The organism is Vibrio sp. 14G-20, assembly GCF_026241515.1.
Lineage (GTDB): Bacteria > Pseudomonadota > Gammaproteobacteria > Enterobacterales > Vibrionaceae > Vibrio.
Map to the genome: position 1 here is coordinate 1 of NZ_JAPHPW010000033.1, position 23,106 is coordinate 23,106.

A 23,106-nucleotide genomic window follows, 5' to 3' on the forward strand; every position below is an offset into this window, starting at 1 on the left:
ACTCCGTTATTACTTAATTGTAGTTGCAATAACGGGGCGGACCATACATTTTTGTATCCGAAATTCAGCTTAAATGTTAGTCCAATTCAGCGAGTGGTAACCAATCCACTTTTACACCAGCTTGCTCAAACATATCTTGGCTAACTTTAATCTTGTCGCCCCAGCGAGAAAGGAAATCTTCACTTTGCTCTGGGCAATGTACTGCTGAAATACCTGTTTGGATGATTTTTGCTGCACAGTTTGGACAAGGGAAATGCGTCACCCAGATTTCACAGCTGTCCAAATCACGCTTGGCGAATAAGATCGCATTTTCTTCAGCGTGAAGTGTCTTGAGGTACTTCATCTCTCTGTCATCAGTATCCGCACTATCAGACACGCCATGTGGGTAGCCATTAAAACCAACGGAAACAATACGGTTGTGCTTAGTGATTACGGCGCCGACTTGAGTTGAAGGATCTTTACTCCAAGAACCGACCAATTCCGCCATTTGATAGAAACGTTTAGCCCATTTTGAAATCATGAGAATTCCTTAACAATTAAATGTGAATGCTTATCTGCCTGACAATACATTATGTTAGACAATATCCATAGAGAACAAAAGCTGAGAGATTGATTTACTTAGGAATTGTAGCGTGTTTGTAATTACTTTATAAGCACTTGGTTTCAATTAACATATTGATACACTTTAGCTAGTTATAATTGATATTCCTCGGACATTTGAAGTAATTGTGTTACGTAAATTTTATGCTGTTCAAATACTAATAAGTGACGGTATAACCATGCGTAAAAAGTTGATCCTTACGGCTCTTGCAAGCTCTCTTATTCTTGCTGGGTGTGGGCAAGATGCTCAAAATGCCAAGCAAGCATCTTTACCTCTCGTAGCTGTACAGGATGTTAGCGTTGTTTCTCACCAGCAAAGTAAGTCGTATATCGGTCGTATAGAAGCCGTTGAAGACACGGCTATTACAGCGCAGGTTTCTGGCTACCTACAAAGCCGTCATTTTAATGAAGGCCAAATGGTTGAAAAGGGTCAATTGCTTTACTCGATTGAACCTTCTTCGTTTGAAGCCGAAGTAGCAAGCGCGAAAGCGGCTGTTGCTCAAGCGAATGCCAACCTTAAAAAAGCCGAACTTGATTTCAACCGTGGTAAGAACCTACTTCCTAAAGGTAGTATTTCTCAATCGGAATTTGATGCATTAACGGCAAACCTATTAGGTTCTCAAGCACAGCTAGAAGCAAGCCAAGCTCAGTTAAACGCCGCGAATGTCCAACTTTCTCACACCCAAATTATCGCGCCTTTCTCTGGAAGAATCAGTGACACTAAAGTAAGTAAAGGTGACCTAGTTTCACCGTCTTCAGGTGTACTGACAACTTTGGTTAGCCTAGACCCAATCCATGCATCGTTCAGCATTAGTGAGCGTGAGCGTATTGAATTAGGTATGGACCGAATTGAAGGTGACGGCAGCAGCGATTCAGATCGTGTTGAAGTGCAAATCATGCTTGAAAATGGTGAAGCGTTCGAACACCTAGGTCAGCTCGATTTCTTGGGTAACCGTATCAACCTAAACACTGGTACGATCGCGATGCGTGCGATTGCCGATAACCCAGAGCAGCAACTACTTCCTGGCCAGCACGTTCGTGTTGATCTACGTGAGAAACAATCTATTGATGTCGTCACAATTCCTCGCCGCGCGGTTCAAACCGACCTTGAAGGCGACTTTGTTATGGTGTTAGTTGAAGGCGAAGCGGCACCTGTGGCTGAGCGTAGAAACATCGAGATGGGTCGTCAGGTTGAAGGTGGTGTGATTGTTCACTCTGGACTAGAGAAGGACGATGCAGTTATCACTCAAGGCTTACAGCGTGTGCGTAATGGTATGTCTGTTCGCATTCAACCTGCTGCTGAAAAAGCTGAGTAAGGGGCTTATTTATGTTGAGTCGTTTCTTTATTCAAAGGCCGAAGTTTGCCCTTGTAATATCCATAATCTTAACGCTGGCGGGTGCGATCTCTCTCGCTATCTTGCCAGTGGCGGAATATCCAAAAATCAGCCCGCCTTCTGTAAGTGTTACCGCATTCTACACAGGTGCAAGTGCTGAAGTAGTAGAACAGGCGATAGCCGACCCCATAGAAACGTCGGTTAACGGCGTTGAAGATATGATCTACATGTCTTCTAAGAGTGCTAATGATGGTTCATACAACCTTAACGTGACCTTTGATGTTGGTACTGATCCAGATATGGCTCAGGTCAACGTTCAGAACCGAGTTGCTCAAATTGAATCGAAACTTCCGCAAGAAGTTCGAATGGTGGGTGTCACCGTTAAAAAGCGTTCACCAGACCTTTTGATGGTATTGAACTTCTATTCGCCAAACGGTGAGTACGACGACCAATTCCTGATCAACTACGTTAACCTAAACATTAAAGACCAATTGGCTCGTGTGAAGGGCATCAGTGAAGTTAACGTATTGGGTGGCGGTGAATACGCAATGCGTGTTTGGTTAGATCCTGAGAAAATGGCTAACCTGAATATTACCACCTCTGACGTGAATCGCGCGTTAGCAGAGCAGAACGTTCAAGTTGCTGCTGGCCGTATTGGTGCTGCACCTTATAACAACGCACAAGAAGTACAATTCAACTTGGTAACAAAAGGCCGACTAGAAACGGCTGATGAATTTGAAAATGTTGTTCTTCGTGCAACTCAAGACGGTTCAACGGTTTACCTAAAAGACATTGCACGTGTTGAGCTTGGTAAAAAGTTCTACGACGGCAATGGTAAATACCGTGGTCAAGACGCTTCAATCGTAACGCTGTCACTTCAATCAGACGCTAACGCGCTGGAAAGTGGTAAAGCCGTAATGGCGATGCTCGACAACCTAAGCAAAAACTTCCCTGAAGGCGTTGCTTATGAAGCGAGTTACGACACGACAGTCTTCGTTGCTGAGTCGATTAAAGGGGTAGTAAAAACGCTGATCGAAGCTATCTTGCTGGTTATCGCCGTTACTTACCTGTTCTTGGGTAGTGCGCGTGCAACCTTGATTCCAGTAGTCGCGATTCCGGTATCTTTGATCGGTACGTTTGCCATCATGCAGATGACGGGCTTTACCATCAACACGGTGACTCTGTTTGGTTTGATATTGGCGATTGGTATCGTAGTAGATGATGCGATCTTGGTTATCGAGAACGTTGATACCACGATGGCTAAAGACCCAACGATTTCACCGCGTAAAGCCACGCTTATCGCGATGAAAGAAGTAACGGGTCCGATCATTACGTCTACCTTGGTTCTACTTGCGGTATTCATCCCAGTGGCGATGCTGCCAGGTATTACCGGCATTATGTATCGTCAGTTCGCCCTGACTATTTGTATCGCCGTTGTTATCTCTTCTATCAACGCACTAACGTTGTCACCAGCATTATGTTCATTGGTTCTTAAGCAGGGCGGTGGTAACACAGCTCGTTGGTACCAAGCGTTTAACCGTGGTCTAGAATCCGTTACTAACAAATACGGTCAAATTGCTGGCTTCTTGGTTAAGAAAGGCGTTCTGCTGTTCACTTTCTTCGTTGTTGCTTTGGCTGCTGTTACTTACTTCGCGAAAACAACGTCTACGGCGTTCGTACCTCAAGAAGATAAAGGTATCTTGTTAGTTAACGTGCAGCTTCCCGACGCGGCATCACTGTCTCGTACAGAAGATGTGACTGAGCAATTACTAGAGATGGTTGAGCAAGAGCCGGGTGTTGATGGTGTGACACTGGTTAACGGCTACGCATTCATGACGGGCGCTTCTGCTTCGAATGGCGCGTCGCTATTTATAAAGCTGCATGATTGGGATATGCGTAATGCACTGGATGGTCAACATTCCGCACAAGCTATCTCGCAACGTATTAACGGCCGAGCAGCCACTGAACTGCCTCAGGCGATCGTATTTGCGATGGGACCTCCAGCCGTTCCGGGTATGGGTGCTGCTTCTGGTTTCGAATTTGTTCTTGAAGATACATTAGGCCGTAGCCGAACTGATCTGGCGATGGTAATGAATGACGTGATTGCTGAGGCGAACAAACAGCCTGAGATTTCACACACGTTCAGCACTTTCCGTGCCAACGTTCCTCATTACTATGTCGATATCGACCGTGAGAAAGCGCAGCAATTAGGCATTCCGTTGTCGGAAATATTCCAAACGCTGCAAGGTAATCTTGGTTCACTGTACGTGAACGATTTCACCATGTTTGGTAAGAACTTCCGCGTGACCATGCAAGCTGACAGTGAACACCGTAGCAGCATGGATGATCTTCAACGATTCCACGTGCGTTCGTCTAATGGCGAGATGATCCCGTTAAGCACATTGGTGACTTACGACCAGATCTTTGAACCAGATGTAGCATGGCGTTACAACATGTACCGCAGTGCAGTAATCCAAGGCCAACCAGCGCCGGGTTACTCAAGCGGTGATGCGATTGCTGCCATGGAACGTGTTGCGGCTGATGTACTGCCGCAGGGTTATCAGTACGAATGGACAGGCATGGCTTACCAAGAAGTATTGGCAGGCAACCAAGCGATCTTTGCTTTTGCACTGGCTCTGATCTTCATCTATCTGTTTATGGTGGCTCAATACGAGAGTTGGACAATACCGATTGCGATTATCCTCGTGGTACCTGTCGCAACCTTAGGCTCCTTCTTAGCATTGAATCTAACGGGCACTCCGCTGAACCTTTATGCACAAATAGGTTTGGTTCTCTTGATAGCCTTGGCCGCGAAGAACGCAATCTTGATTGTGGAATTCGCAAAGGTTGAGCGTGAAGAGAAAGACGCACCGATTGAAGACGCGGCGGTGAAGGGCGGTACGCTGCGTTTCCGTGCTGTGAACATGACGTCTTGGTCGTTCATCTTAGGTATCTTCCCGCTTATCTTCGCTGCGGGCGCAGGTCACGTGAGTCAGAACTCTCTGGGTATTTCACTGATCGGCGGTCTGTTATGTGTATTACTGGCGGGTACGTTCCTAATCCCTGGCTTCTATGCATTCGTGCAACGTAAGCGTGAGAAGGCACACGGTGGTAATACCAAACTGATTCCACTGGATGACGAATAGGATAAGTTAATTTCAAGGACGGCGGCTTTCTTGTAAAAGTAAGCCCCAAACGAATTCCTTGTGAAAATTAATCCCTTATAAAAACTGAGGCTTAGCATCGTGCTAAGCCTTTTTTTATTCCACTTGTGAATAAAAACGCTATTTATATAATCAAATGTTTATTATGTGATAGAGCTAACACTCTAAATTGGGCTTTGTAATAAAATGATGTTTTATTAGTAAGTGTCTGTTTATTATAAAAATAGCAAGGTTCAGCTAACGGGTGTATGCTCGAAAACATTTGCACAATAGTGTGAAGTGTTTCAAAATTACCAAGTTATATTGAAATTTTTTGTGCATTGAGGTTCTTATGAAAGTCATTGATTTATTTAAACACCGAGGCGACAGCGTGTCTTCGCAACACTCAGAGTTTATGCAATGGATGTCTCCAGCTCTTAGAGATTACTGGGGTGACTTTCTTAATCGTACACAAAATAGCCATTTCTTTGCGTGGGTTCGTGATCACCACAAACCTGCAGTAAACGAAGATGCACCAGAGATGCCTGTGGAGCAACCGATCGTATTAAAGCCTGAAGCACAGCTTGTGTTTGACGAGCTTAATCAGCAGATCGGTGAAGTCATCCATACTGGCGACTGGATCAATGTAAGTCAAGACCGTATTAACCAGTTCGGCCTTGTGACTGAAGATATGCAGTGGATCCATACTGAGCCTTCTAAGGCAGAAACAGACTCTCCGTTCAAAACAACCATCGCACATGGTTTTTTAACGTTATCTCTGCTTCCTCGATTGACTGACAGTGTTGACCCTGACAAGTCTCAATTCCCAACAGCGAAGATGGTTGTAAACATTGGTCTTAACCAAGTTCGTTTCCCATACCCTGTAAAATCAGGCAGCAACGTTCGTGCTAAAAGTACGCTAACAAAAGTGACGCCAATTAAGAAAGGCTTAGAGATCGAGCGCGAAATCCGCGTAGAAATCGAAGGCATTCGTCGTCCTGGCGCTATTATTGTTTCGGTGATTCAACTTCACTTCTAAGTGGTTTGTAAAGAAGCGATTTATAAAGATTCAAAAAAAGAGAGAGCTTAATGCTCTCTCTTTTTGTTTGTGTCCTATCAAATCGACATCATTAGCATAGCTAATAAGATCGATAAAGGTACGTCACTTACTTAATGCGTGTGTAGCCGTACTCTTCGATAAGATCTTGCCCTTGCTTTGACTTCACGAACTTGATGAAGTCTTTGCTTTCGTCAGAAACTGAGCCTGTTTTGTGCAGCAACAAGAATGGGCGAGCCAACTCATAGCTGTGGTTGGCAATGTTTTTAGATGTTGGTTCTATGCCTTCAAATGTAATCGCCTTAATTGAACGGTCGATCGAACCAACAGAGATAAAACCAATTGCATGCGGGTTATGGTTAACAATCGTTTTAACCATGCTGTTACTGTTTACAACCAAGTTATTTGGGTTGATATCAGATACTAGACGGTCATTAATGATTTTCGTTAAACCAAGCAGGCTTTCGAAACTATAGCGTGAACCAGAAGACGCTTCGCGAGTGACAACTGCGATAGGCTGATCTGCGCCACCCACAGCTTTCCAGTTCGTGATCTTACCTTTGTAGATGTCGAACAGCTGCTCTCGTGTAACATTGCTTACAGCGTTCGAGCGGTTAGTTACGACAGCTAGGCCGTCAAAGGCAATTGGAAATACCTTCAACTTCTCGTCCTGTTCACGGTCGGTTAGATAACGCGAGCTCATACCGATGTCAGAGACACCTTTATTAACCATGGTAATACCTGCTGTAGAACCAATACCCTGAACCGCAATATAGTTATCAGGGTGAGTCTTGTTGTACTCCTCAGCTAATACATCCATCACTCGTGATACCGAAGTGGAGCCCGAAATAGTGGTTTCTTGTGCCAAAGCAGCATGAGAAGACAGGGCTAAGGATAAAAGAGAGGCAAGCGCGACTCGTAACATAAACAACTCCTAGTTAATAACATTTGTCGCATATGATAGGTCGGTTATATGACACTTTTGTGAAATTCTATATGCTCGATGTATAGCTACCGGATTCGTTTTTGAAAGTAAGATAACTTAGGAGATAAGGATTCGTTTCTGGGAGCAGAGCGGGTATTTTGTTTTTGCTGGTTCGCTAAAATGTTCGTTGAGTCCTAGGCTAAGTAGAGGAATTCACTACTTAGAAGTTTCTATGAAGTTACAAGGGGTGTTATGTCCGTTATTCATATAGAACTGAATCGTCTGTTAATTGGAGCTGAAAGGCTCTGTACTTCTCGAAATAGCAATTTACCGGTAGAGCTAGGCAAATCTCTATATGAAGAGTGTGAGGGCGGTGTACTGTTTTCTCAGGCGCATTATTTACTCGACTCATCTCATAGCGATTATACAAACGAGATCGCCTGCGTGACTTTTGATGAGTCGTTATCTTGTTGGTTAGTGATGGTGCCACTTGAAGGTGATGTCGAAACTGACTCCGTCAATTGGGGGCCTTATCCCTACCTACCTAAATCGAAGGATCTTGATGCTATTTTAGCTGAAATTGAAAAAGACCCGAAATCGTACTTCTGGTCATAGTTACTTTGGTTTCACGCGTGCTGGTGATCGGCTCGCAGAGCAAATAGCCTAGTCTCTAAGCTTAACAAACTAATCTCATAGCCAAATAACGCAGCCTCAAAACTCAATCACTGAATCCCAAAGCCAAATGATCTCATCTCACATCCAAGTGGCTTAATATTGAAGCCACTTGGTTTACACCAGTTCACCGCGAATACGTTCATATCAATTTATGTGTTTAAACTTGCTGCTTTATGCTTTGCAGTTGTGCTTGTGCCACTAACGATCGGAAGTCTTTTGGTGTTTTGCCATGATACGTTTTAAAGGCAGTGCTGAAGTGAGCGGCACTTTTAAAACCGGACTCATACGCGATTTGAGTGATCGACTTATCCGATGTTCTTAGCTGAGTGGCCGCATGAGCAATACGTTTGATCTTTAATAGGTTTGAGAACGACAGATCTTCAGCCGATAAGCGACGTTTAAGCGTAGCCGGTGACATCCCCATGTAACTGGCGAGCGTATCTAAAGAGATATTGTTTTCAATGTTTTGTTCGATGTAGTGAATGACTCTTTGGGTCACGGTCAACCTTGAAGCTCGAGCAATAATAGCCAGTAGAGAAGGGTACTGTTCCACCATCAAAGACAGCAAACTTAAGCCTAATTGAGTGAGTGCGTAGTCATTCTGGTTCGATGAATGAGCAAGTGACATGATGAGATCTTTCAACTGGCAGATCTCGGTATCCGTTTGATTGAACTTAATGTACTTATCTGGGATTCGAGTGGATTCTAAATCGCTGAACTGGTTAATGAACTTTTGGAAAATATCTAAATCAAAATCTAAGCAGGTTGCGCTGAATTCACCATTTTCAGTGTTAACGCTGATGTCTTTAATCTGACCAGAATTATAAAGGGTGAAATCTCCGGCTTGCAACGAGGCTTGAGTCCCATTGGGTAACACAAAAGAAATACTGCCTTTCGATACCATAAAGATACCGTTTTTAGAGGCAGGGTAACGTTCTCGTTTCCTGGGAATAAAGTTTCTAAATTGAGTAACTGTTATCGATGACATAGTGCGCTTCTTTGACGTTGTAAACGAGTTGCTTATTGGTTTTAGTATTGTTTAAGCATGAGACATTTACAAAAAAGGCGCTAATAATTAGCGCCTTTAGAAGTGAACCCTATCAGAAATCAGGCTTCGGTTTCATTTGTCGTTTCAGGCTCGCTAGGCAAGTCCGCAAATACTTGTGTAGGCTTTGCTACCAAGTTACGGTTTTCCTGATTAACTTCTGAGAGAACTACTTCTAAAACGTCTCCCAGTTTGTATACCATTTCTTTATCGATAGATACAGTGCCCATATCACCGTTGCACTCTATTCTCTCTTTATTATTAAGAATGAGAGAGCCAGGGATAAACGCTGCTGCACCATTATCAAGTAAGCGCACACGCATACCAGCACGGTTAATGTCAAAGATCTCTGCTTGGAAGCGAGTTTCTTCAACTGGAGCATTCGCTAGAGTGCGAGCATACAACCAATCGCCAACGTTACGTTCAGCCATACCGTGGTGACGGCGGTGCAGTGCAAGTTCATCACCAATGGTTTCGTCTGGTGTTTGAATTGGCGCTTTACCAAGGATGTGAGCCTTAAGCATACGGTGGTTAATCATGTCGCCGTATTTACGAATTGGAGATGTCCACGTCGCGTAAATGTCTAATCCCATCGCGTAGTGTGGTGCAGGTTCATTGCTGATCTCGCTGTACGCTTGGAATTTACGAATACGGTTGTCGTAGTAACTGTTGTCTAAAGAGCCTAACCAACGACGCAGAGTCGCAAAACCTTCCAGAGAGACGATCTGCTCTTCAGTGAATGGTGTTTCCGCCTGCGGGTTTACCAGTTCAAGAACGTCAGCTACTTTCTCAGCCTTGAAACCAGAGTGGCAGTTAAACACACCTTGGTTGAAGTTTTCTTTTAGTACTCGGCCCGCACAGATGTTCGCGCTGATCATAGACTCTTCAACCAGCTTGTTCGCACTGCGACGCATGTCAGCGTGGATAGCGACAACATCGTTATCTTCGCTAAGTTCAAAGCGGTAGTCAGGGCGGTCTGGGAACACAACCGCATTCGCTGAACGCCACGCTGAACGCGCTTGAGCAAATTGGTGAAGATCAGAAACAATCGCAGCAATTTCTTCTGACGGTTGCCACTTCTCTGATGCACCTGTTTCTAACCAGTCTGATACGTTATCGTAAGCAAGGCGAGCGTGAGATTTGATGTTCGCAGCGAAGAAGTTAATGTCGTCACCGATAACGCCATCTTTAGATACCGTTACTGTACAGCAAAGGGCAGGGCGAACTTCGTTCTCGATCAGTGAACATAGGTTGTCAGCAAGATCACGAGGCAACATTGGGATGTTACGACCAGGAAGGTAGATAGTGAAACCGCGTTCGCGCGCCACTTTATCCATTGCATCATTTGGAGAGATGTAAGCTGTTGGATCAGCAATTGCGATAGTTAGCTCAAAGTCACCGTTCTCTTTCTTTTTCGCGTAAAGCGCATCATCCATGTCTTTTGTGCTTTCGCCATCGATAGTCACAAAAGGAACGTGCGTCATGTCTACACGTTCAAGATCGGCGTCATCGTTAATCTTCCAATCATCGATACCTTCTGGCTCGCTGTTTGGTAGGTCGTTTTGTGCCAGTGTTACCCACCAAGGTGCAATCTTGTCGTCAGCGTCTGTGATTTTCTCAGAGATCTGAGCTAAGAAGCCATTGTCACCTTTTAATGGGTGTTGAACGATATGAGCAACAACCCAGTCACCTTCTTTAAGCGTTTCAGGGTTTAGGCCCTTCTTTGCTTTCGCTTTAAATTGCAGCTTTTTCAGTTGCGGGTGATCAGGAACGACGTTCAAACGACCTTTAAATAACTTCACTCGAGCAATAAAACGAGTAAGGCCTTGTTCAATCAATTCCTCAGGCTCTGCTACTTCGCGTTCTTTCTCTGTGCGAATGATGGCAATAACTTTGTCACCGTGTACACATTTCTTCATGTATGGAGGTGGGATAAAGAAACTGGTCTTGTTATCGACTTCGAGAAAACCAAAGCCTTTTTCAGTGGCTTTGATTGTACCTTCCTTTTTAGGGAGGGTTTCTTGGATTTGCTGTTTGAGTTGAGCGAGTAGAGGATTATCTTGAAACATTTGACTTTTATCTATCGAGGACAATTGAGCACACTATAATCATTGCGAGGCTTGATTACTACTGAAAGGCGAAGTGAGCGCAAATTAATTGCCCTCTTATTTAACTACGTCAATTTGTTCGAAGTTTGGTGCTATGACGAGATATTCATCAAGTTTTGACGATATGATAGCCAGTATTGATGTAAAACCGAAAAATATGTGATGTATTTCAATTTTTTCTGGCTTTTTTTATGCGTTTAGGGAATAATCCGCCTCCCTTAGACGTCCCTAATGGCTTGAAGTGTTTTATTACTGCTTCGTAACTCTGAATGGAATCAGTATCTGATTGGATCAGTATTGGAATTGATAGAGCTCCCGGGACCTTTTGTTTACTTATATATAGTGGGATCCCAATGTCCGAATCTGTAATTCAATTTAATGAATTAGCCCTAAACGATAACATTCTTTCAGCTCTTGATAGCATGGGTTTCGTTTCTCCGACTCCAATCCAAGCAGCAGCTATTCCTCTTCTTCTTGAAGGCCGTGACGCACTAGGTAAAGCACAGACTGGTACTGGTAAAACAGCAGCATTCTCTCTGCCTTTACTTAACAAAATCAACCTGAACCAACATAAACCACAAGCAATCATCATGGCTCCTACTCGTGAGCTAGCGATTCAAGTTGCTGCGGAAATCAAAAACTTAGGTCGTGACATCAACGGTCTTAAAGTTATTGAAATTTACGGTGGTGCTTCAATTGTTGACCAAATGCGTGCTCTAAGCCGCGGTGCTCACATTGTTGTTGGTACTCCAGGTCGTGTTAAAGATTTACTAACTCGTGACCGTCTACACCTAGATGAAGCACACACATTTGTTCTTGATGAAGCAGATGAAATGCTAAAAATGGGTTTCGTAGATGACGTTACTTGGATCCTAGAGCAAGCTCCAGAAACTGCACAGCGTGTACTTTTCTCTGCAACTATGCCTCCAATGGTTAAGACTATTGTTGACCGTTACCTACGTAACCCGGCTAGAGTTGACGTTGCTGGTACTAACCACACAGTTGATAAAGTAGCGCAGAATTACTGGGTTGTTAAAGGCGTAGAGAAAGACGAAGCAATGTCTCGTCTACTTGAAACTGAAGAAACTGACGCGTCAATCGTATTCGTACGTACTCGTCAAGATACTGAGCGTCTAGCTGACTGGCTATCTGCACGTGGCTTCAAAGCTGCTGCACTGCACGGTGATATTCCTCAGTCTCTACGTGAGCGCACTGTTGATCACATCAAACAAGGTGTAATCGACATCCTAGTTGCAACTGACGTTGTAGCTCGTGGTCTTGATGTTCCACGTATTACTCACGTATTCAACTACGACATCCCATTCGATGTTGAATCTTACATCCACCGTATTGGTCGTACTGGCCGTGCTGGACGTAAAGGTAAAGCGATCCTACTAGTTCGCACTAACCAAATTCGTATGCTTCGCACTATCGAGCGTGTAACTAAGTCTCAAATGGAAGAAATCCAACTTCCACAACGTGACGAAGTTGCTGCTGCACGTGTTGCTAAGCTTGGCGCTGAGCTTGAAACTGAGAAAGAGAGCAAAGCTCTAGAAAACTTCGCAGGTTTAATCTCTACTCTACAAGAATCTCTAGAAGTTGATGCTGCTACTCTAGCTGCAATGCTTCTTAAGCGTCAGCAAGGTAAGAGCCCTCTATTCTACGTTGGCGAAGACCCAATGATCGCTGCTATTGAGCGTGATAAGAACCGTCGCAAAGAGCGTCGTGAAGATCGTGACAATGGCCGTGATGGCGGTGGTCGTAACTTCAATACTCAAGATTGGGATACGTACCAACTACAAGTTGGCCGTGAGCAAGGCGTTCAGGTTAAAGACATCGTTGGCGCACTAGCAAACGAACTTGGCCTAACTAAAGGTTCTATCGGTGCTATCAAGCTAGACCAAGGTTCTACTTACGTTCAACTGCCAAAAGCAATGAACTCTGAAACTGCTGGTAAGCTAAGCAAACTTCGTATTCGTCAAAAAGAAGCTGGCGCTGTAGTTGTTGATTTCAACGACTTCCGTGAGCCTCGTCGTGGCGGCGGCGGTCGTGATGGCAACCGTGGCGGCGGTCGTGGCGGTCGTGATGGTGGCGGCTACCGTGGTAACCGTGAAGGCGGTAATCGCGAAGGTGGTAACCGTGAAGGTGGCAATGGCGGTCGTGGTGGCTACCGTGGCAACCGTGATGGCGCACGTGATGGTAACTCAGCTGGTGGTCGTGATGGCGAGCGTCGCTTCGATCGTAACCGTGGTGGCGATCACCGTGGTAACCACCGTGGCGAACGTGGCCATGGCAACGCAGCAGGCAATGGCGGCAACCGCGGTCGTCGTCCAGAGCGCAACGAAGGTTAATCAGCCTTTAGTTTAAGCTGAAGCTTACAAGCCAAGTGCTTATAAACGAACAGCTTAAACACTGAATTTAAAAGCCGAGCATAATGCTCGGTTTTTTTGTGCCTGCTATTTGAACTTAATCTTTGGTGGGGTCGATATAGAGTCAGCTTACCTCTCTAAGCTTCACCCCAATAACTAATCTTAGCGCCTAAACTTCGCTGTATCGCGTTCTAAGCTTATACTAAAAGAACGTGCTACAAGATGCTAAAGCAAAGATCGAAGACAATCTAAGCGACGTTACAGTGCATCTAATCGCAAAGTTGTGCTCGAAGGTAACCAAAAGAAGATCAGGTATCGTCGTTCACTATTCTCAACCACTGTGATCTTTTTGATGCAAACACTGAGCAATTTATAAATCGAGTAAGAAAGTTACCGGTAATGATCAGGAGAAAAAAGGGATGGGTGGCTGTTTTCTAGGCGGATTGTCTACATTTGTTCAAGTTACTCTAACTAACTGAACCAAGTTAAAAATAACGTGAGCACACGTTTGCGTCACCTGTTCATTAATTTTCTTATTCAACTATTTTTTAATTCCACTCTCGAAATAAATAATTTGATGACTAAGATCAACTTAATTGTGTTCATTTGGTGATTTTTTCAAAACAAAAGTTGAAAGATTCAAAAATTATTGAATAATGGGCTTAACTAAAATTGAAGTAAACACTTCATCCAATTCGTACTGAAACAGGATCCATATCCAATGTCTAATTCGTTTGTTCTGGTTATTAACTCGGGTAGTTCATCCCTAAAATTTGCTGTAATTGATTCTGTTTCTGGTGAAGCAGTATTAAGTGGCCTAGGGGAGTGTTTTGGTCTTGAAGATGCTCGTATGAGCTGGAAATATCAAGGCGAGAAAACTGAAATTGCCATTCAAGGTGAGGGTAACCACCACAAAATTGCCATTGGCAAATTGGTTGGCCTGATGGAAGATCTAGGATTCACTGCTGATATCGTGGCTATCGGTCACCGTATCGTTCACGGCGGCGAGAAGTTCACTCAAACCGTTCGCATTACTGAAGAAGTAACGAACGAAATTGAAAGCCTATCTGACCTAGCTCCACTTCATAATCCAGCAGGTGCTATCGGTATCCGTGCTGCAATTGAAGCTTTCCCTTCTTTACCTCAGTTCGCTGTATTTGATACTGCTTTCCACCAAACAATGCCACAACGTGCATTCACTGGTGCAATCGCAAAAGAGCTATACACAGACTTCGGCGTACGTCGTTACGGTTTCCACGGTACTAGCCACTACTTCGTTAGCCGTGAAGCTGCGAAAATGGTTAACAAGCCAATCGAGAAATCGAGCTTCATCTCTGTTCACCTAGGTAACGGCGCATCTGTATGTGCTATCAAAGACGGCAACAGTGTTGATACTTCTATGGGCTTCACACCGCTTTCTGGCCTAATGATGGGCACACGTTGTGGTGACCTAGACCCAGGCATTATCGAGTACCTACTTAAGAAAGGTTGGTCACAAGAGCAAGTCTTCAACTCTCTGAACAAGGAGTCTGGCTTCCTAGGCGTGTCTGGTCTTACGAGCGATGCTCGTGGCATTTTAGAAGCAATGGAAGAGGGCCATGAAGGCGCTAAACTGGCTTTTGAGGTGTTTACTTACCGTGTAGCTAAATACGTTGCTTCTTACCTAGCTACGCTAGATTCTTTAGACGGCATCATCTTCACTGGTGGTATCGGTGAGAACTCTCTACCAATTCGTCGTGAGATCCTAAACAACCTTAAGATTCTTGGTTTTGTTGAAGATGTAGCAGGTAACGAATCCGCTCGCTTTGGTGCTGAAGGCATCATCGCGAAGTCTGAAATGCTAGATGCTGTAGCAATGGTTATCCCAACTAACGAAGAGTTCGTTATTGCTCAACAGTCGGTAGAGCTTCTGTAATCTAAGCAACGGCTTAAGTAATAAGAAACAATTGAAAAGCGAGCCTAAGTGGCTCGCTTTTTTGTGTCTAGTAAAGTTGCGTCTGAACGTTTTAACAGGGAGATAGCCTATAAGGCGTTCGTCAAACAGTTTTAGAACAGAGCTTCAATTGCGACTCATCGGGTGCTCTGGAAGCGCTAAGGTTATTTAGTCCCTGAGCGGTAGTTTGGATCTGTCCAGCATCGAGGTAACTCTTCCCCTGACATAAACATCAGTTCAGATTTTTTAAACATCTCAGGGTCTTGCTGTTCTTCACCTGCTTGAAACCGACCTTCGATACTGTCTTGAAATAAGTTGGTTAATTTAGTCATTTCAATTACGTCTACGAGGTCACCGCTTTTTTTCTCTTTTAGAAACATTTTTTTGCCCTCAATCTAATCGGTCACCCCTAATTATAATTGCTATTTGGACAATGAGAGTCTTTTCAATTCCGGCACTTCTTGACTAAGCAGACCCCAGAGCTACGCTTATGATCATCGACAACCCAATCGATGAACAAACTTATCCTCAACAAATAAATGGAGTCGCGATGTCATTTGCCCATATTGCAAACAATCTCAGTGAACTGATTGGCGATACCGATCTTGTTAGAATCAACAGTCTTTCAGAGATATCAGGTTGTGAGATTCTTATTAAGTGCGAACACCAGAACCCGGGTGGTTCGATTAAAGATAGAGCGGCACTTCAGTTGGTTATGGATGCAATAGAAGCCGGTAAGCTTAAGCCGGGAATGACAATCGTCGAAGGTACTGCTGGTAATACGGGAATAGGCCTTGCTCTAGTCGCTAAATCCCTCGGTTACAAAATGTTGGTGGTGATGCCAAAAGGGCAGGCACAAGAGAAAGAGCGTATGATCTCGCTTTATAACGCTGAACTGTTATTGGTCGACCCTTGTCCTTTTGCAAACCCTGAACACTTTTACCACACGGCTAAACGGATCGGTGTCGAAAATGAAGATTATTGGTGGGCAGATCAGTTCGAAAATCTCAGTAATTATCGAGCGCACTATTTAAATACTGGACCGGAAATATGGCAGCAAACCCAAGGGAATATTGATGCTCTAGTTTCTGTGGTAGGGACTGGTGGAACCATTGCCGGAAACTCACATTATCTATCTGAGCAGAAACCCAATCTCGAAACTTGGTTAGTTGACCCAAATGGGTCTGGCATTTATTCGTTTCTACGTAATGGACACTATCAATCAACGGGAAGTTCGTTCACGGAAGGGATAGGGATCATGCGAACGGTTGAAAATTTCAGGCAGGCAAAAATCAATCGTGCAATCACGCTTCCCGATCAGGATTTGGTGACGATATCCCGACTTGTTGCGGATCATGACGGTATTCTTCTAGGAAGCAGTTCGTCATTGAACGTAGCAGGTGCACTATACGCTGCGGCTAGAATGGGGAAAGGAAAAACCATCGTTACATTTAGCTGTGATCTTGCTGAGCGGTCGTATTCGAAGCTGCACAACGAAGCGTTTCTGAAAGAAAAAGAGATACAGCTTAATAAAGAAAACCTTTCTCAACTATGGGCGCGTTATCAAGCCGAAGATGGCAACATGGTCGTCAACGTATAGTCGCTTTAAGTTAGTAACAGCCAGTGGTCTGCCAGCTCTTTCGTTAGCACTAAAGATCCGGTTAGAGCTAAACATACGCTAGCGCCAAATCCGGCACTATTGCTTGTTATTAGGGTAGTGAATCACATTATGAAATACGGCGTTTCCTTCACCGATATTTTTGTAGCCATGGCTCTGGTTAGCATTAAAGCGAACGGCTTGTCCTGCGCGTAACGTATGCCACTCATCATCAAACATCACGGCCATCTCTCCTGAAATACATAAGATGTGCTCAGTGACGCCAGCGTTATGTGGGGCGGATTCATGCTGGTAATCGGGTGCTAGGGTGAGTTCGAATATTTCAAATCCTAGTGCTTCCTCAAAAGGAAACAACAAACTGACGAAAAAGCCAATGTTGTATTCCTCGTGTCTTAGTTCGTTTGCGTCTCTGAATAAACTCGTCAGTTCACTGTTTGGGCTAGTAGCTATAAAACTCGAAAGTGACACCTCGAACCCAGAAGCTATTTGCCAGAGCTTAGCGACTGTCGGGCTGGATTCTCCACGTTCAATTTGTCCTAGCATTGCTTTGCTGACGCCAGTTTCTTTTGCTGTTTTGTCTAAGCTCCAGCCTTTTTCTTGGCGAAGGCGTTTCAAGTTAACGCCAACTTTAATTTCTGTTTGCATATTTTCTCTACAAGTTTTTTACAAATAAGTTGTGCGTTATAGCGCACAGTGCTAGGTTTGGTTTATGGACGTTATAACGCACGCAGGAAAAAATTAACATGATTAAGCTAAAATTTTCTCACGTCAGTACCGGCTTTATCGCTGTTTTCATTGGTTATGCGAGCGCCGCGGCGATTATTTTCCAAGCGGCAATGAGTGCTGGAGCAACCGAAGAACAAGTGGCGTCATGGTTTTGGGCGTTGGGAATTGGCATGGGGATAACCACAATACTGCTCTCGTTTCATTACAAGAAGCCTGTGGTTACAGCGTGGTCGACGCCTGGAGCGGCGTTGTTAATCACATCTCTTGAAGGGCTGACAATGAATCAGGCTGTGGCCGTGTTTTTTTTCAGTTCGATGTTGATCACGTTAGTTGGATTAGCGGGGATGTTTGAGAAAGTCCTAAAACAGATCCCAACATCGATTGCCTCTGCGATGCTCGCGGGGATTCTATTGCAATTCGGTTTGGGTTTGTTCACGTCGTTAATGGAAGAGGCGCAAGTCGTAGCGGTCATGCTCGCTGTATTTATTCTGGCGAAAGCGCGGTTAGGAAATTTACTGATCCCAAGCATTTTCATTATCGCACTGGTTATGTGTGTGGGTTTTGGCAAACTCGATGTCAGTCAGGTGACTATGGGATTAACGACCCCAGTGTTCATCAAGCCCGATTTTGAGTTCTTTTCGTTGTTCAGTGTGGGTATCCCATTGTTTATAGTGACGATGGCTTCACAGAACTTACCGGGATTTGCGGTTCTAAAAGCGAACGGATACCAAGTCGATTCATCGAAGATCATTACCACCACCGGGGTGACAGGTTTGATCTTCGCACCGTTTGGTGGCTTTGTGTATAACCTTGCAGCGATTACGGGCGCTATTTGCATGGGCCCTAATGCGGATAGTAATCCAAAGACACGTTATATGGCGGGGATTTGTATGGGCGGGTTTTACTTGTTAGCTGGCGTGATGGGGATGTCATTTGTGTCGCTGTTTAGCGCCGTGCCCTCCGAGATTGTTATTGCGGTTGCTGGCTTAGCGGTGATGCCGACCTTGATGAATTGTTTAGCTGTTTCGATGGCAGACAACCACTATCGAGAGCCTGCACTGCTTACTTTCTTATTCACTGCTTCTGGCACCAATTTACTGGGGATCGGCAGTGCATTTTGGGGGCTGTGCATCGGGTTGTTTTGTTGCTGGTTACACAATTACAAAGCTAAGTCACGTGGAGCAAACAATACTTCGCAAACTTCGTCGTAATGGAAGGATTCAAGATTAGGATTAGGTTCGCTGTGAATTAGAAACACCAGCAAGCTGTTTGAGTAGCAAGCCCAGTCATACTCGTGACTGGGCTTGCTTACAAAGGAATAAAGCTACTTAACTTCGTATCTCAGTAGCACTTCATTATCGAGAACGACATTTGTCGACCAGATAAAGCTTGCGCCTGCACCACTGAATTTTTCGATAAAGTTCATGTACGCTTTTTTATTGTTTACGCCAATATCGTCTTCTGAGTATACCGATGCTTGAGGCCAAGATGTTGAATCGAACTCTTGGTTCATCCAGTTGGTTGGTGTTTCCCAATGAGCGGCGTAGGCATCTTGACCGTGGTCAGTTCCTTCCGTGGTGCAGCTTTCAGAAAGACGCTTCTCGTCGACTTCACTCAAACAAGTCAGGTCATAAATCGGTGAGGTATAAAAGGTTTGTGCTTGCCATTCTGGTCCTGTCACGGTTCCGTCACTAAAGCTCGCGATAAAGCCACCATCACCAGCGTGGTATGCCTTTCCGCGGTTATCTTCGCTGCCAAGACCTAGGTTTTCTTCCCAATCAATCACTTTCACCGCAATCGTGTAAGGCTTCTTCACCTTAAATTTGACGATGTTTGAGTTAAACGGTGTGAAAGGAATGGTGTCTACCGCGATTAACTTGCCGTTGATATAAAGTTCGAAATAGTTATCGGCAAAAATATAGCCTGTTATTTCCTCACCGTCTTGATCAACTATCGCTACAGGTACAGAGCTTTGATCGACTTCGGCTAGGCTGCTTGGCGTAGTGTTTGAGCACTCTTCATAAAGATCAAAGGCTTTTGGCCCTGTTGAAAAGTTGTTTTTGGCTGGAACCGTCCAAACCTTTCCTTCTGAGTCCGTAATTTCCCCGACACCCGCCACTCGGCTACGTCCGTTTGCACACTCAAAGAGATTCGATTCAACGGTGGTAGCCACACCTTGAGTAATACTCGCTGAGCCTTGGTAATCACTGATGTTGCTGACCGAAGGCGTATCTGATGATGGTGAGCAGCCTATTGCGAGCAAAGCAACCGATGAAAGGGCAAGGGCTTGATATTTTGTGATGATCATTGATTGGGTATCCGAAATGGGTGATTTAAATAAGCGTGGTTCAAAATAAGCCAAGTGCAAGTAAGTTAATTGAAAACAAAGTCATTTCAAACAAATCCGAGCTAAGTAGCCAAGTAAGCCGTGAACTCAAAGCTGATAGCTGGAACGACGAAACTAAGCAAGAGCCAAAGCAATTGTGAGGTGCCACGCTTATTATTTGATGAGGCATATATTACCCGTACAAATGTAAACAAGCGTAAAGCTGAGTAAGCATAGGTAAAACAGCGCTTTTATCGAATGATCACATCTGCTTGCGCGGCGCTGGTAAAAATACTCAGCATGAAGCGGTTTCAGGTTGTGATTGAGATAGTATTTTGCTACAAAACGCGCATAATCTCGCTATACAACATTTAAAGAAGAAATTACCTATGACTACCTTTCAATACTACTTTCACCAACTGCCTTGCTTCGACTGTAAAAAAACGACAGTAAGTACTGATCTTGGTTGGTTAACGCCTGCGATGAAAGAGGATGCTATCGCACAAGTGACAGCGACACTTGCACAAGGCGAGGTTACTCCTGATCTTTCAGCAGACGTGGTTTGTACTAAAGATGAAGCACGTGAGTACTTACTACTGAACTTCTTCGGCTATTCAGAGGAAGAGCTAGCAAGCGGGATCGAAGCGGATGATGAAAAAGAAGTGGCAGACGAAATCGCAGAGCTAGTAGAAGAAGGTAAAGACACCATCACCTTCGAACATGAGATTGCTCTTCAGTGCTGTGCTGACTGCGATGTTGAAGACGAGTCAAACTAAGCTCTTGTATTAAGAGTATTAAACTAAGCTCTATTATTTAGGTTCATCATGCAGCTATGATGTTCTAATGATGAAAGGCGTTAGCGGGTTGAGTTCGCTAACGCCTTTTTTGTCTCTCTGCTTCTTATCTCTAAGCGGCATTAAATCTTAAGATGTTGTGCTTTCTATAATGCCTTGTTTGCTCAGTTGCGAAAGGATCTCAGCAGTTTTCTCTCTGAACAAATCTCTCAGTAGTCGCACTGTCGGGGTGATGGATTGACGACTTGGACACACTAACCACAGCTCGGTAGGGGTCGGCTTAAACTCAGGCATAACTTTAACCACTTCACCTGAAAGCAGATGAGGTGACATGTCTAAACAAGATTTTATTGCTACTCCTTTACCCGCGATACACCAACGCCTTACAAGGTCTGCGTCGTTCGAAGCGCGATTTCCTTTTAGTTTCACTTTATGATCATGAGTACCATCGTTAAACAGCCACTCGTCTTGCAACATGTCGTGGAGTTGGTAAAGCAAACCATTGTGTTGTGCTAAGTCACTCGGGTGTTTTGGTGCTCCCATTTCAGCCAAGTATTCGGGAGTTGCACACAATATCCTCGGCACATCGCATATCTTGAAACCATACATGTTCGCATCGGTCGGGGAGCCGTAACGCAGCGCCATATCGACGGAATCTCGGTAAAAGTCGATATTGCTATCGCTGATGCTAGTGCGAAGCGTCGCCTTTGGGTATTCAAGCAAGAACTCATCTAACCAAGGTGTGATGAGGTTACGTCCTAGATCAGAAGAAAGCGCAATGCGGATTTCTCCATCCAGAATACCAAGCTCTTCACGCATGTTGAGCTTTGCTTGCTCTAACATCTTCAAGGCTTGCTCACACTCAGGTAAATAGCGTTCGCCTGCAGAGGAAAGCCTTAGATGGCGAGTGGTTCTTACAAACAGTTCAGCGCCCAGTGCGGCTTCGACTCGTTTGACGGCAGCACTCGCGGTTGCCGTGCGCATGTCTAGGTTGGTAGCTGCTGCGGTGATACTACGAAACTCCGCCACCTTTAAAATGACCTGCAAGTCTTCAAGAAGCATGTTATCTACCTGTATTGAATTATGTTCTAAACATGGAGTTGGGACATTTCTCCATCACAATCTGCAGATGGGTTATCTCTACTTATCGCTTCTAAGTTAGCTTCAAATGCTTAATTGTCAAAAATAATTTGATAATAATTCAAATATTAGGCGGTTTATCTAGAGTGAGAATTGACTAAGATTAACTCGTCTAATTCAAGGAGAAAGCACAATGTCAGCACCATCAAAAATGAAAGCTATTGGATTTACTCAATCATTTGCGATTACAGAACGAGACAGTTTATTTGAGTTTGAAACGAGTCTGCCAGAACTAAAAAATAATGACTTGCTGGTAAAAGTGAGCGCGACTTCTATCAATCCTGCTGACGCAAAAATTCGTATTCGTAGTGCCAAAGACAAAACACTCGAACAACCAAAAGTGTTGGGTTATGACGCAGTCGGTGAAGTTGTTGGCAAAGGTGCTGACGTTGAAGGCTTCGAAGTCGGTGACCGCGTGTACTATGCGGGTGACGTAACACGTATGGGTGCTAACGCAGAATACCAAGCTGTGGACTACCGTATTACCGCTAAAGCGCCGAAGAGCCTTTCTGATGAAGCTGCAGCCGTTATGCCACTAGCAACGCTTACGGCTTGGGAAGCATTGTTTGACCGCTTGCGTGTTCGTCCTGAAGAGAAAAAGTCTATCCTGATCATTGGTGGAGCAGGCGGTGTTGGTTCAATTACGATTCAACTGGCTAAGCAACTGACCAACCTAAATGTTATCGCAACAGCTTCAAGACCTGAAACGGAGAAGTGGGTAAGGGATATGGGGGCGGATTATGTGGCGAACCACCGTAACCTTGTCGAGTCTGTGCGAGAGCAAGGCATTCAACATGTCGATTACATCTTCAATGTTGCGGATACAAAAGGGCACTGGGATGCGATGGTTGAGCTGATTGCACCACAAGGCATGATCAGCTCGATTGTTGAGTTCGATGGCGGAATTGATCTGTCGGCGCTGCAAGGTAAGTCTGCAGGTTTTGTGTGGGAACTGATGTTCACACGTTCACTGTTCAACACAGACGATATCCAAAAACAGCAAGATATCCTGTTCCAAGCAGCGAACCTGATTGATGCTGGCCGTATCAAAACGACGCTTACCACCACATTGAATGGCTTTAGTGTTGAGACACTGAAAGATGCGCACCAACGTATTGAAAGCAGCGCGTCGATTGGTAAAACAGCCATCAAATATTATTCGTTAATGATTTAGAACTTTGACGATTTGAATCGTTGCTTATTTGAACAGTTTGAGCAGCTTGAACGCTTGAATAGAAAGCCCCTGATACTTATCGCGAATCGGTAAAACATCAGGGTTTTTTTATTAAGTGATTTACTGTGTTTATTCCAAC

The 23,106-nt window shown here is 44.5% G+C and carries 18 protein-coding genes; 10 read left to right on the forward strand and 8 right to left on the reverse strand.

Going from position 1 to position 23,106, the window contains the following annotated elements; all coding sequences use genetic code 11:
- Positions 1-76 precede the first annotated feature (76 nt).
- Entirely contained in the window at positions 77-520 is a 444-nt protein-coding gene (locus tag OQJ75_RS20440) for a dCMP deaminase family protein (RefSeq protein ID WP_248376711.1), read from the reverse strand.
- A 259-nt stretch (positions 521-779) separates the two neighbouring features.
- Here OQJ75_RS20440 and OQJ75_RS20445 point away from each other — a divergent pair, with 259 nt between their 5' ends.
- The 3 genes from OQJ75_RS20445 to OQJ75_RS20455 all read left to right on the forward strand — a co-directional run bounded on the left by OQJ75_RS20445 (position 780) and on the right by OQJ75_RS20455 (position 6,116).
- Positions 780-1,916 (forward strand): efflux RND transporter periplasmic adaptor subunit, encoded by a 1,137-nt coding sequence (locus tag OQJ75_RS20445; protein WP_265974439.1) that lies wholly within the window; start codon positions 780-782, stop codon positions 1,914-1,916.
- A gap of 11 nt (positions 1,917-1,927) precedes the next feature.
- On the forward strand, positions 1,928-5,080 hold the full coding sequence (locus tag OQJ75_RS20450; RefSeq protein WP_265974438.1) for an efflux RND transporter permease subunit: 3,153 nt from the start codon (positions 1,928-1,930) through the stop codon (positions 5,078-5,080).
- A gap of 349 nt (positions 5,081-5,429) precedes the next feature.
- Positions 5,430-6,116, forward strand: coding sequence for a MaoC family dehydratase (locus tag OQJ75_RS20455; RefSeq protein ID WP_265974437.1), 687 nt, complete (start codon positions 5,430-5,432; stop codon positions 6,114-6,116).
- 127 nt (positions 6,117-6,243) lie between these two features.
- Here OQJ75_RS20455 and OQJ75_RS20460 read toward each other — a convergent pair whose 3' ends face one another.
- On the reverse strand, positions 6,244-7,059 hold the full coding sequence (locus OQJ75_RS20460) for a phosphate ABC transporter substrate-binding protein (RefSeq protein WP_265974436.1): 816 nt from the start codon (positions 7,057-7,059) through the stop codon (positions 6,244-6,246).
- Positions 7,060-7,311: 252 nt separating this feature from the next.
- Here OQJ75_RS20460 and OQJ75_RS20465 point away from each other — a divergent pair, with 252 nt between their 5' ends.
- Positions 7,312-7,674 carry a DUF3024 domain-containing protein gene (locus OQJ75_RS20465; protein ID WP_265974435.1) on the forward strand — a complete coding sequence of 121 codons (363 nt, stop codon included), beginning with the start codon at positions 7,312-7,314 and terminating at the stop codon, positions 7,672-7,674.
- 217 nt (positions 7,675-7,891) lie between these two features.
- Here the strand turns inward: OQJ75_RS20465 and OQJ75_RS20470 are convergent, their stop codons facing one another.
- On the reverse strand, positions 7,892-8,722 hold the full coding sequence (locus OQJ75_RS20470) for a helix-turn-helix domain-containing protein (protein ID WP_265974434.1): 831 nt from the start codon (positions 8,720-8,722) through the stop codon (positions 7,892-7,894).
- A 119-nt stretch (positions 8,723-8,841) separates the two neighbouring features.
- Positions 8,842-10,848 carry an exoribonuclease II gene (rnb, locus tag OQJ75_RS20475; protein WP_265974433.1) on the reverse strand — a complete coding sequence of 669 codons (2,007 nt, stop codon included), beginning with the start codon at positions 10,846-10,848 and terminating at the stop codon, positions 8,842-8,844.
- Positions 10,849-11,156: 308 nt separating this feature from the next.
- Between rnb and OQJ75_RS20480 the strand changes: the two genes are divergently transcribed.
- Both OQJ75_RS20480 and OQJ75_RS20485 read left to right on the forward strand, forming a co-directional pair.
- Positions 11,157-13,238, forward strand: coding sequence for a DEAD/DEAH box helicase (locus OQJ75_RS20480; protein ID WP_248376704.1), 2,082 nt, complete (start codon positions 11,157-11,159; stop codon positions 13,236-13,238).
- 739 nt (positions 13,239-13,977) lie between these two features.
- Positions 13,978-15,171, forward strand: coding sequence for an acetate/propionate family kinase (locus tag OQJ75_RS20485; protein ID WP_265974432.1), 1,194 nt, complete (start codon positions 13,978-13,980; stop codon positions 15,169-15,171).
- Between the two features lie 182 nt (positions 15,172-15,353).
- On the opposite strand, the gene OQJ75_RS20490 is transcribed toward OQJ75_RS20485, so the two are convergent.
- Positions 15,354-15,569, reverse strand: coding sequence for an acetyltransferase (locus OQJ75_RS20490; RefSeq protein ID WP_265974431.1), 216 nt, complete (start codon positions 15,567-15,569; stop codon positions 15,354-15,356).
- A 170-nt stretch (positions 15,570-15,739) separates the two neighbouring features.
- On the opposite strand from OQJ75_RS20490, the gene OQJ75_RS20495 reads away from it, so the two are divergent.
- Positions 15,740-16,789 (forward strand): cysteine synthase A, encoded by a 1,050-nt coding sequence (locus tag OQJ75_RS20495; RefSeq protein ID WP_265974430.1) that lies wholly within the window; start codon positions 15,740-15,742, stop codon positions 16,787-16,789.
- A 96-nt stretch (positions 16,790-16,885) separates the two neighbouring features.
- Here OQJ75_RS20495 and OQJ75_RS20500 read toward each other — a convergent pair whose 3' ends face one another.
- A complete protein-coding gene (locus OQJ75_RS20500) occupies positions 16,886-17,452 on the reverse strand; it encodes a helix-turn-helix domain-containing protein (RefSeq protein WP_265974429.1) in 567 nt (188 codons plus the stop codon).
- 98 nt (positions 17,453-17,550) lie between these two features.
- Between OQJ75_RS20500 and OQJ75_RS20505 the strand changes: the two genes are divergently transcribed.
- Complete coding sequence (locus OQJ75_RS20505) at positions 17,551-18,744, forward strand: benzoate/H(+) symporter BenE family transporter (RefSeq protein ID WP_265974428.1); 1,194 nt, start codon at positions 17,551-17,553, stop codon at positions 18,742-18,744.
- A 113-nt stretch (positions 18,745-18,857) separates the two neighbouring features.
- On the opposite strand, the gene OQJ75_RS20510 is transcribed toward OQJ75_RS20505, so the two are convergent.
- Positions 18,858-19,841, reverse strand: a complete 984-nt coding sequence (locus OQJ75_RS20510; protein WP_265974427.1) for a hypothetical protein — start codon at positions 19,839-19,841, stop codon at positions 18,858-18,860.
- Positions 19,842-20,248: 407 nt separating this feature from the next.
- Here OQJ75_RS20510 and OQJ75_RS20515 point away from each other — a divergent pair, with 407 nt between their 5' ends.
- Positions 20,249-20,635: a hypothetical protein gene (locus OQJ75_RS20515; protein ID WP_265974426.1), complete on the forward strand. Its 387-nt coding sequence runs from the start codon at positions 20,249-20,251 to the stop codon at positions 20,633-20,635.
- Positions 20,636-20,782: 147 nt separating this feature from the next.
- Here OQJ75_RS20515 and OQJ75_RS20520 read toward each other — a convergent pair whose 3' ends face one another.
- Positions 20,783-21,715: a LysR family transcriptional regulator gene (locus tag OQJ75_RS20520; RefSeq protein WP_265974425.1), complete on the reverse strand. Its 933-nt coding sequence runs from the start codon at positions 21,713-21,715 to the stop codon at positions 20,783-20,785.
- A gap of 211 nt (positions 21,716-21,926) precedes the next feature.
- On the opposite strand from OQJ75_RS20520, the gene OQJ75_RS20525 reads away from it, so the two are divergent.
- A complete protein-coding gene (locus OQJ75_RS20525) occupies positions 21,927-22,967 on the forward strand; it encodes a zinc-binding alcohol dehydrogenase family protein (protein WP_265974424.1) in 1,041 nt (346 codons plus the stop codon).
- The last annotated feature ends 139 nt before the right edge of the window (positions 22,968-23,106 follow it).